The sequence below is a fragment of the Pedobacter sp. 05L430 genome (genome assembly GCF_056397585.1).
Genome location: NZ_JBFTNT010000143.1, coordinates 1 through 10,036 on the forward strand (window position 1 = coordinate 1; position 10,036 = coordinate 10,036).

Annotated in this window: 6 protein-coding genes; 4 read left to right on the forward strand and 2 right to left on the reverse strand. The window is 40.4% G+C overall.

Going from position 1 to position 10,036, the window contains the following annotated elements:
• Positions 1-298 precede the first annotated feature (298 nt).
• Entirely contained in the window at positions 299-1,321 is a 1,023-nt protein-coding gene (locus AC1DG9_RS17050) for an LLM class flavin-dependent oxidoreductase (protein WP_172659140.1), read from the forward strand.
• 105 nt (positions 1,322-1,426) lie between these two features.
• Here AC1DG9_RS17050 and AC1DG9_RS17055 read toward each other — a convergent pair whose 3' ends face one another.
• Both AC1DG9_RS17055 and AC1DG9_RS17060 read right to left on the reverse strand, forming a co-directional pair.
• On the reverse strand, positions 1,427-3,538 hold the full coding sequence (locus AC1DG9_RS17055; RefSeq protein WP_337718158.1) for a catalase: 2,112 nt from the start codon (positions 3,536-3,538) through the stop codon (positions 1,427-1,429).
• Between the two features lie 4 nt (positions 3,539-3,542).
• The gene (locus AC1DG9_RS17060; RefSeq protein ID WP_172659138.1) at positions 3,543-4,037 is read right to left on the reverse strand and encodes an ankyrin repeat domain-containing protein; all 495 of its coding nucleotides are present in this window, start codon (positions 4,035-4,037) and stop codon (positions 3,543-3,545) included.
• 271 nt (positions 4,038-4,308) lie between these two features.
• Here AC1DG9_RS17060 and AC1DG9_RS17065 point away from each other — a divergent pair, with 271 nt between their 5' ends.
• Genes AC1DG9_RS17065 through AC1DG9_RS17075 form a run of 3 tightly spaced genes read left to right on the forward strand, consistent with a single transcriptional unit; the run spans position 4,309 to position 9,991 of the window.
• The gene (locus AC1DG9_RS17065) at positions 4,309-6,801 is read left to right on the forward strand and encodes a ThuA domain-containing protein (protein ID WP_337718160.1); all 2,493 of its coding nucleotides are present in this window, start codon (positions 4,309-4,311) and stop codon (positions 6,799-6,801) included.
• A 60-nt stretch (positions 6,802-6,861) separates the two neighbouring features.
• Entirely contained in the window at positions 6,862-9,192 is a 2,331-nt protein-coding gene (locus tag AC1DG9_RS17070; protein ID WP_337718162.1) for a TonB-dependent receptor, read from the forward strand.
• 4 nt (positions 9,193-9,196) lie between these two features.
• Positions 9,197-9,991: a DUF4249 domain-containing protein gene (locus tag AC1DG9_RS17075; RefSeq protein WP_172659135.1), complete on the forward strand. Its 795-nt coding sequence runs from the start codon at positions 9,197-9,199 to the stop codon at positions 9,989-9,991.
• The last annotated feature ends 45 nt before the right edge of the window (positions 9,992-10,036 follow it).

The following is a 10,036-nucleotide window of genomic DNA, read 5'->3' on the forward strand; positions in this document are numbered from 1 at the left end:
TCCTTAAGGATATCGAGTGTTTTATTGATTTTTCTTAAGGCTTTGTTATGATAATGTGCATAGATATAGTCACCTTCTTCAACATACTCCGAAATCTGTTTTTCAAGTTCTACTTTCTCGATTTCATAAGCTTCAATTAATTCTTCAAGATCTGATTTCATACAAGGTCAGTTTTAAGATAAATATAGTTTTAAACAAGTTATAAAAGGAAGATTTATTCATCGTTATGACTATGTGGTGACCTGTGCGCGACTGACCTATCCTTATATTTGATATTTGGTTTTAACTCATCTAATCAATGAAGAAAATAGGATTTTTATCATTCGGACATTGGTCTGACCATCCCTCGTATCAAACTCGCAACGCTGGCGACACATTGCTTCAATCCATAGACCTTGCTGTTGCTGCGGAAGAAATAGGTTTGGACGGAGCCTATTTTAGGGTACACCATTTCGCACGGCAGCTGGCATCACCATTTCCGCTGCTTTCAGCTATTGGAGCGAAAACCAAGAAGATAGAAATTGGGACGGGCGTGATCGATATGCGCTATGAAAACCCGCTGTATATGGTAGAAGATGCCGGTGCTGCGGACCTGATTTCGGGTGGTCGCTTGCAACTTGGTATTAGTAGGGGTTCGCCCGAGCAGGTCATCGAAGGCTGGCGTTACTTCGGTTATCAACCTGAACAGGGAGAAACCGATGCAGATATGGGTCGTAAAAAAGCACTGGAGTTTTTGGATCGCTTAAAGGGTGACGGATTTGCCCAGCCAAATCCCAATCCTATGTTCCCGAACCCGCCGGGTCTGCTACGCCTGGAGCCACATTCCGACGGATTGCGGGACCGTATCTGGTGGGGAGCTGCCTCCAACGCAACCGCAGTTTGGGCTGCAGAGAATGGCATGTACCTGCAAAGCTCAACGCTGAAGTTTGATGAAAATGGTAAACCTTTCCACATCCAGCAGGCGGAACAGATCAGGCTGTATAAGGAAGCGTGGAACAAAGCCGGGCATCAGCGCGAGCCAAGGGTTTCAGTAAGCCGTTCGATCTTTGCGCTGGTAAACGATCAGGACAGGTATTATTTCGGACAGCAGGGAAAAGGATCAGATAGCTTTGGCTATATTGAAGCTGATAAACGGGCGATCTTTGGTAGGAGCTATGCAGCCGAACCTGATCAGCTCATCAAAGAGCTTGCTGCAGACGAAGCTATACAAGAAGCGGATACGCTGCTACTAACCATACCGAACACATTGGGCGTTGATTACAATATCCATGTGCTAGCTGCTATCCTGGAGCATGTTGCCCCAGCATTGGGTTGGCGATGAAACGTCATCTCGAATGAAGAGAGAGATCACTTGCTTAGGTATAGTTTGCTTCGCAACTACTTCATGGTCAAGAGATCTCTCTCTTCATTCGAAATGACGGGGATATTAAGCCGGAATTTTATCTTTTTTCTCTCGTATCCAGAAGCGATGCTGCGCAATCGCCTTAATAAAAGCTTCCGGTTTAAGATCTGTCAACAAGCCTGCTTTCGCATCGGCATCACCACTTTTCAATTTTGCTCCAACATAACTTTGGTTAATCAGTTCAATACCTTTGCCAGTTGCTGCAATGGCTTTGCAATGTTTATAGGCTTCATTTATAAAGTGAATAGCATCCGGTTCAGATAGTAGGGCTTTAATGCTTTTTTCTCCGCCTGGTACATATATTGCATCAAACACCACAGAAGTTCCCGTTAAGAAGCTCATGTCAATTTTGATTTCCTTACTAGCAGAGTCTTTAAGTGTACCATTTTTAGGTGCAACAACTTTAACAACTGCGCCTGCAGCAAGAAGTGCTTTTTTCATATTTCCAAAATCTGATGCATCAACACCATCAGCAGCCAGAAAAGCAATTTGTCTGGTCTTAATGCTGTCTTTTGAAGCATTTGCCATACTTAAGGCCGAAGATTTTTCAACTTCTGATTTTACTTTGATCGGTTTATAATCTGCCGGATTGGCATCAGCTCCAAGAATATGGTTAATCGGTTCTATCGGTTTCCCTGCTTTTAAACCTAAACTCTCTGCAACCGCATTTGCAAGAGGTATGCTTACCTGCGTTAAAAGATTCACCATACGCTGGCGGATTTCTACGCTTTCAACTTTGCCCAGTTCAAATTTAAATGCATCGGCAATGTGGTTTTGCTCTGGTTCCGACTGACTGTTATAGAACAAAGTTGCCTGGCTAAAGAAATCCATAAAGCTTTTACTCCTTGCTCTTACTTTATGTGCATCAATACGTTCTTCATAGGATGAAAATCCTCCCTCAGCTATTTTCGCCTGTGCAGGGCTACCATCGGCAATGGAATTTGGATGATAACTGCTCTTGCCTACGTTAATTTGCTGACGCATATGTCCATCTCGCTGATTGTTGTGTACCGTATTGACAGAACGGTTAATTGGGATTTCGTGGAAATTAGGACTTCCTAAACGGGATAATTGCGTATCCGTGTATGAGAATAAACGGCCCTGCAATAAAGGGTCATTAGTGAAATCTATGCCTGGAACCAGGTGACCGGGGTGGAAGGCAACCTGTTCAACCTCGGCAAAGAAATTATCAGGATTGCGATCTAATACCATTTTCCCAATCCTTTGTACAGGAACCAGCTCTTCAGGAATTAGTTTGGTTGGATCCAGCAAATCAAAACCAAACTTATGCTCATCTTCTTGCGGTATAATCTGAACGCCAAATTCCCATTCGGGAAAAGCGCCGCTTTCAATGGCATCGTGTAAATCCCGGCGGTGAAAATCAGGATCTTTACCAGATATTTTTAAAGCCTCATCCCAGGCAACTGAATGTACGCCCAGAAGGGGCTTCCAATGAAATTTTACAAAAAAAGATTTTCCTTTGGCATTAATAAAACGAAAAGTATGCACACCAAAGCCCTCTATCATCCGCAGACTCCTGGGGATTGCCCGGTCTGACATGGCCCACATAATCGTATGCATAGATTCAGGAGTTAGCGAAATAAAATCCCAAAAAGAATCGTGGGCGCTAGCCGCCTGAGGTATTTCATTATCAGGTTCAGGTTTAACCGAATGGATCAGATCAGGAAATTTTATTGCATCCTGGATAAAGAACACCGGGACATTGTTGCCAACCAAATCATAGTTACCTTCCTCTGTGTAAAACTTAACGGAGAATCCACGAATATCCCTTGCCAAATCAGTAGAGCCTCTAAATCCTGCAACGGTAGAAAACCGTACAAATACGGGCGTTTTAACCGATGGATCCTGTAGAAAGCCCGCCTTTGTGTATTCAGCCATAGATTTATAAACCTGGAAATAGCCATGCGCTCCGGAACCGCGAGCGTGTACTATCCTTTCTGGAATTCGCTCATGATCAAAATGTGTAATTTTCTCCCTCAGGATAAAATCTTCAAGTAATGATGGTCCGCGTGCTCCAGCTTTCAAAGAATTTGTGTCATCGTTGATTTTAAGACCTTGGTTGGTCGTCATGAACTCACCCTGATCAGAAGTGGTATCCAGTTTTTTCTTTTTCATACTCTTATTTGTTTATAGATAGATGTTGTTTTAAAAGCAGGAGTCCTTGTTCATTGCCTTGTTGTAAAGCAATTTCTAACGCATCCATGCCACGATTATCAGTAATCGTTATATCTGCACCATGTTTCAATAGTAATTGAGTTAGTTCATTGCGCCCAAACATAATGGCAAACATCAGGGCCGTTCCTCCATTCCCGTTCAGTGCATCGAGATTGATATGGGGATGACTGAGTAGAAGCTCGGCTATATCTGCATAGCCTTTAAAACATACACCCATTAATGCTGTATTACCACCTGTATCTTTGCCATTAACATCTGCTCCTGACTGTAATAGCAATTGGGCTGCAGCAAGTTGATGATTATAAGAAGCGATAATCAAGGGTGTATAACCCTTATCATCACGAACTTCAAGGTCGGTTTTTTGATCTATTATTTCTTGTAATAGTGGCAAATCGCCAGTTCTTGAAGCGTGAATTAAGGCTGATGTGATAGGATCCATGCTAGCATAACAACATCAATGGAGAATTGTTTAGTAGATAGGAGGCTGAGAACAGGATTGTGTTTAGATATAGTCGTAGACCAGTTCAAGTGAAGATTGTGGCAAAGCATTGCCCCTACAATAATACTACAGCCGTCTGTTAAGGTGTTGTTTTTTAGTTTGTTATCTTGGTTGGTAGCTGCCACGCTCTATTAAAGGGAGAAAATTATGCTATTTTTGAGAATGCCATGAAGCAATTTTGCCGATGCATTTAAAACCTCTTCTCTAAAAAATGATAAAACGCTTGAAATTTGTTTGCGCAAGTTTAATATTGCTTTTTGCATCTGCTTTTGCCATAAAGGCCCAACCCGTAATTCATGTTAATCAGGTCGCCTTTGATTTATCAGGGCCAAAGCAAGCCATTGTTGGTTTAGAGAGTGGCTTTTCAGAATTAAAAAAGTTCTCATTAATTAATGCTTCTGATCAAAAGATAAGTTTTAGTGCTACTCTTAAAGCTGCAGGATCTGTTGAGGAATGGTTTCCGAATCGTCAATTTTATACTGCGGATTTTTCCTCATTTAATAAACCCGGAAAATATAAGATCGATGTATTATTTAAAGGAAAGCATTATACATCGGCCAGTTTTGATATTGCCGCACAGGCACTTGCGGTTAATACCTTACCCAGCATTCTTAACTATTATAAAAAGCAACGCGCCAATACTCCTCAGGAAATAGAGGCCGATAAAAAGATGTTGCTTTATGGCAGTGAGAAGAGGGTAGATGTGCATGGAGGCTGGGGTGATGCGTCTGGAGATATCAGTAAATATTTTTCTCATTTGGCATACGCGAATTTTATGTTGCCACAGCAAATCCCTTTGGTTACCTGGTCGATGATTAATGCTACCGAGAAAATCCCGGCATTGCTGGATAGACTGAAACTCAAAGAGGACCTGAAAACAGAAGCCTTATGGGGTGCCGACTATTTGATGCGTTCTTTATCTGAGGAGGGGTACTTTTACATGACTGTATTTAGCTACTTTAAGCCAGATGCAAGTGCCCGAAGAATTGTAGGACTGGAGGCAAACAGTGTTACTACGGCAGATTATCAATGCGCATTTAGAGAAGGAGGGGGCATGGCAATTGCTTCGTTAGCCCGCATTTCTAGATGGAGCAAGAATGGTGATTATCAAGCTAAAGAATACCTGAAAGCTGCAGAAATTGCATATGCACATTTGACGGTAAATAATTTGAAATATGCTGATGATGGGAAAGAGAACATCATTGATGATTATTGCGCATTAATGGCCGCTACGGAATTGTGGGTAGCTACAGATAGTTCCTATTACAGAGACGAGGCGCGTAAAAGAGCTTCAAATTTAAGTTCCAGAATAACCGATAAGGGATATTTTATCGCAGATGATAAAGATAGACCATTTTGGCATGCTGCCGATGCGGGATTGCCGGTAGTTGCTTTGGTCCGTTATCTTGATATGGAAAAAGAAGAGGGGTACAGAACACAAACCCTCGCTGTAATTAAGAAAGCTATTGATGGCAATTTAAAGATTGCCAAATCTGTTAATAATCCGTTTGGATATGCACGTCAGTATTTTAAACTTAACGGCAAAGTGCGGGAAGGGTTTTTTATACCTCATGAAAATGAAACAGGCTGGTGGTGGCAGGGAGAAAATGCAAGACTGGGTTCTTTAGCCACTGCGTCATTGCTAGGTGGCCGACTCATTTACCCCGAAAAAAGTGGCTGGGGAGTAAGAAAGGATATTGAACTTTATGCTGAGCAGCAACTTTCATGGATTTTGGGCAGCAACCCTTATTCAATGTGTTTTATGTATGGCTTTGGCGAAAAAAATGTACCCTATATGGCTGCCTTGTTTGGGCACGGATCTCAAAAAGGAGGGATTTCTAATGGTATCACCGGAAAAGATGGAAATGCTGATGGCAGTGGTATAGATTTTAAAGCAGAAGCCGGCGGAAATGAATGGCGCTGGACAGAACAATGGATACCTCATGCAGCATGGTTTTTACAGGCATTAACCGCAATAGAAGCCGTAAAAGAGCCTGAAATTGAACAGCCGCTGTTTAGGGTTTTGGCGTTGGCCGAAAATGGAGGGCATCATATTGCTTTTACTAAAGCAGTACGCCCATGGCTAGATGAATTTTCAAAAAAGAATCATTTTGTAATTGATTATGTTGACAATACTGATAAAATTGATGATGCTTTTTTAAAAAAATATAAGCTGGTTATTCAACTGGATTACCCTCCTTATGCCTGGAAACCCAAAGCCGTTAAGGCCTTTGAAGATTACATCAATAATGGGAAAGGTGGATGGTTGGGATTTCATCATGCCACTTTACTCGGTGAGTTCGATGGGTATCCAATGTGGAACTGGTTTTCCGATTTCATGGGAACCATAAGGTTCCAGAACTATATCGCAGACTTTGCTTCGGCCAATGTGAGGATAGAGGAAAAAACACATCCTGTGATGAAAGGAGTAACCCCATTATTTAAAGTGGATAAAGAAGAATGGTATACTTATAATAAAAGCCCAAGGTCAAATGTACATGTATTGGCCAATGTAGATGAAGCCAGTTATCAGCCAGATTCCAAAATAAAAATGGGCGACCACCCCGTGGTATGGGTAAACACAAAAGTTAAGGCAAGGAATGTTTATATTTTTATGGGGCACTCGCCAGACTTGCTTCTAAACAATAATTGGAAGAGAATGGTAAATAATGCGATATTATGGACTGCAGGCCAAGGTAATTAGTGCAATAGTAGTGATGGAATAGATTATCTTTTCTATTTTTACGAAAGACTAAGTATTTATATGCCAATAACAAAGAGATTTGTACCACTACTTTTATTATTTATATGTTGTTGTCAATTTGCTTTTTCTCAAAATAAATTTACGATTAGCGGTATAGTTACCGATTCCGGAACCGGTGAAACATTAATAGGTGCCAGTGTTAAGCTTACCGGTTCAACAACCATTGGTGCTGGAACTAATGCATATGGATTTTATTCTTTGAGTGCAACAGAAGGGATTTATGAGCTTTCAATAAGTTTTATTGGTTATAAAACGGTTAAACAATCAATTACAATTTCACGGAACGTCAGGCAGAACTTTGTTCTTTCAGAAGATAATCAGTTAAACGAGGTGGTTATTTCCGCCGAAAAGAAAAATGATAATGTGAGCAGTCCGCAAATGGGCCTTCAGAGAATCAATATCAGAGAAATTAACAATGTGCCTGTTTTGCTTGGAGAACGTGATGTGCTTAAAACGTTGCAATTGCTGCCCGGAATTAAATCGGCAGGAGAGGGCAATAGTGGATTCTATGTTAGGGGTGGATCTACMGATCAGAATTTAATATTACTGGATGAAGCCCCGGTATATAATGCTTCGCACTTGCTTGGATTCTTTTCGACTTTCAATTCTGATGCGATTAAAGATGTAAGTGTTTATAAGGGAGGAATGCCTGCACAATATGGCGGCAGATTGGCTTCTGTACTGGATATTAAGATGAATGATGGAAATCGTAAGGATTATACGGCAGAGGGTGGTATAGGTTTGATCTCATCTAGGTTAAAGGTAGAAGGACCAATTGTTAAGGATAAAGGTTCATTTATGATTAGTGCCCGCAGAACCTACCTCGATGCTTTTTTAGCCTTGTCGCCAGATAGTTCGATAAACGGCAATACGCTTTATTTTTATGATGTAAATGCCAAAGCAAATTACCAGTTAAATGAGAAGAACACCTTGTACTTGTCGGGTTATTTTGGACGCGATAAACTTGGAATATCAGAGGCTTTTGGTTTTAATTGGGGTAATGCTACGTTTACCCTGCGCTGGAACCACCTGTATAGCGACAGATTGTTTTCAAATACTTCCCTGATTTATAGCAACTATAACTATGTAATTCAGAATTTTATGGAAGACAATGATTTTCAAGTGAACTCTTCTATTAAAGATTTTAATTTAAAACAAGACTTTGAATACAGTTTAAGTAGTAGTCACAGTTTAAAGTTTGGTGTAAATGCCATTCATCATACCATTGCACCGGGCAAACTTACTGCAAGCGAGTCGTCGAGTGTAAATGCAACCACCTACGAAAACCGCAAAGGACTGGAGCTTGCTGCCTACTTATCGGATGAATGGGCTGTTAACGAAAAGATGAACCTGGCTTACGGACTTAGGTTAAGCGGGTTCTCTTTATTAGGGGCAGGTAACTTTAAAACATATGATGCAGATGGAAATACCACCAGTACAACATCATATAAAGCGGGCGAGGTGGTAGAAAATTATTTTAATCTGGAACCAAGAATTTCTGCTAGCTATCAGTTAACACCCTCAAGCTCTTTAAAAACCGCATATACCAGGAATATTCAAAATATCCATCTGATGTCTAATTCAACATCAACATCTCCAACTGATCTTTATATCATGAACAGCAACAATGTTAAACCAGAAATTGCGGATCAGATTGCTGCAGGTTATTTCAGAAACTTTAGCGACAATAATTATGAGTTTTCAGCGGAGTTGTACTATAAATGGATGCAAAATCAGATAGAATATAGAAGTGGAACTGATCTTAGAGGGAATGGAAATGTTGAGGCTGACTTACTTTTTGGTGATGGCAGGGCTTATGGTATTGAACTTTTTTTAAAGAAAAGATTTGGCAAGTTTAATGGATGGATTGGTTATACCTGGTCCAGAACACAACGCCAATTTGATGCAATAAATGATGGGAAATGGTTTTATGCGAAACAAGACAGGACGCACGATTTATCACTTGTTGGGATTTATAAGGCCGGATCCAGGTGGACCTTTTCTTCGGTTTTTGTTTACAATACAGGCAATGCAGTTACTTATCCAAGTGGTAAATATCAAATAAATGGCCGTACAGCATTTTATTACACAGAAAAAAATGGCTACCGTACGCCCGCGTATCATCGTTTAGATCTTTCTGCTACACTTGAAGGAAAACCTGGGAGGAAGCTTCAGTCGAGCTGGTCATTTGGCATTTATAATGTATACAATCGCCATAATGCATTTTCAATTGATTTTAAGGATAATCCTGATGATGTTTCCACAACGCAGGTAGTACGTACAACTTTGTTTGGCATAATTCCGTCGGTAACGTGGAATTTCAAATTTTAATGAGATGAAAAAGAGAGATATACTTGGGGTTTTAGGTGTTTTAGCTGTTTTATTTGTGCTGGCTGGATGCGAAAAAGTGATCAATCTAAAGCTAGACAATGCAGCGCCACAACTGGTGATATACGGAGGGCTTAGCGATAAAGTTGAGAACCATTTGATAATGGTTTCTAAAACATATGATTTTACTGATCCCAACAGATTTAATTCGGTTTCGGGTGCAAAAGTGATCGTGAGAAATGAAGAAGGAACTACTATGGAATATGTTGAGGTATCTAAAGGTGTGTATCAAAGTCCTAAATTTAGAGGGCAGTCGGGTAAGAAGTACACATTAGATGTTACTTACGAAGGTAAAATTTATACAGCCAGCTCTACCATGCCAGTTAAAGTTCCACTTGATTCATTGACTTTTAAGGATTTTAGTTTTTTTGGGGAAAAGAATACTTATGTGGCAGCTAATTATAATGACCCAAAAGATATTCAAAATCAATACCGATATATTTTAACTGTAAAAGGTAAGATAGAGGAGGATGCAGTAAGTGAGGATCGATTTGATGATGGTAATAAAGCCGCAAATGTGATATTTTATGACCTGAATGATCTGGTTCGCGGAGATACCATTGAGGTTGAATTTCAATGCATTGATAGAAATGTTTACAAGTACTTTTATAGCTTAGGGCAAAATTCTGGTGCAGGTGGCCCGCCGGTAGCACCAGCTAATCCGCCTTCTAATTTTAATAACAAAGCCCTGGGAGTCTTTAATGCATACTCGACCAGTAAAAAAACCGTTGTAATTAAATAATATAAACTTTCAGTTTAATCTGGAATTGTATTATATTGCACTGAC

What these genes read in the sequence shown, in the direction of transcription:
- AC1DG9_RS17050 (WP_172659140.1), top strand. Translation starts at nt 299, where the DNA reads ATGAAGAAAATAGGATTTTTATCATTCGGACATTGGTCTGACCATCCC.
- AC1DG9_RS17055 (WP_337718158.1), bottom strand. Translation starts at nt 3,538, where the DNA reads ATGAAAAAGAAAAAACTGGATACCACTTCTGATCAGGGTGAGTTCATG.
- AC1DG9_RS17060 (WP_172659138.1), bottom strand. Translation starts at nt 4,037, where the DNA reads ATGGATCCTATCACATCAGCCTTAATTCACGCTTCAAGAACTGGCGAT.
- AC1DG9_RS17065 (WP_337718160.1), top strand. Translation starts at nt 4,309, where the DNA reads ATGATAAAACGCTTGAAATTTGTTTGCGCAAGTTTAATATTGCTTTTT.
- AC1DG9_RS17075 (WP_172659135.1), top strand. Translation starts at nt 9,197, where the DNA reads ATGAAAAAGAGAGATATACTTGGGGTTTTAGGTGTTTTAGCTGTTTTA.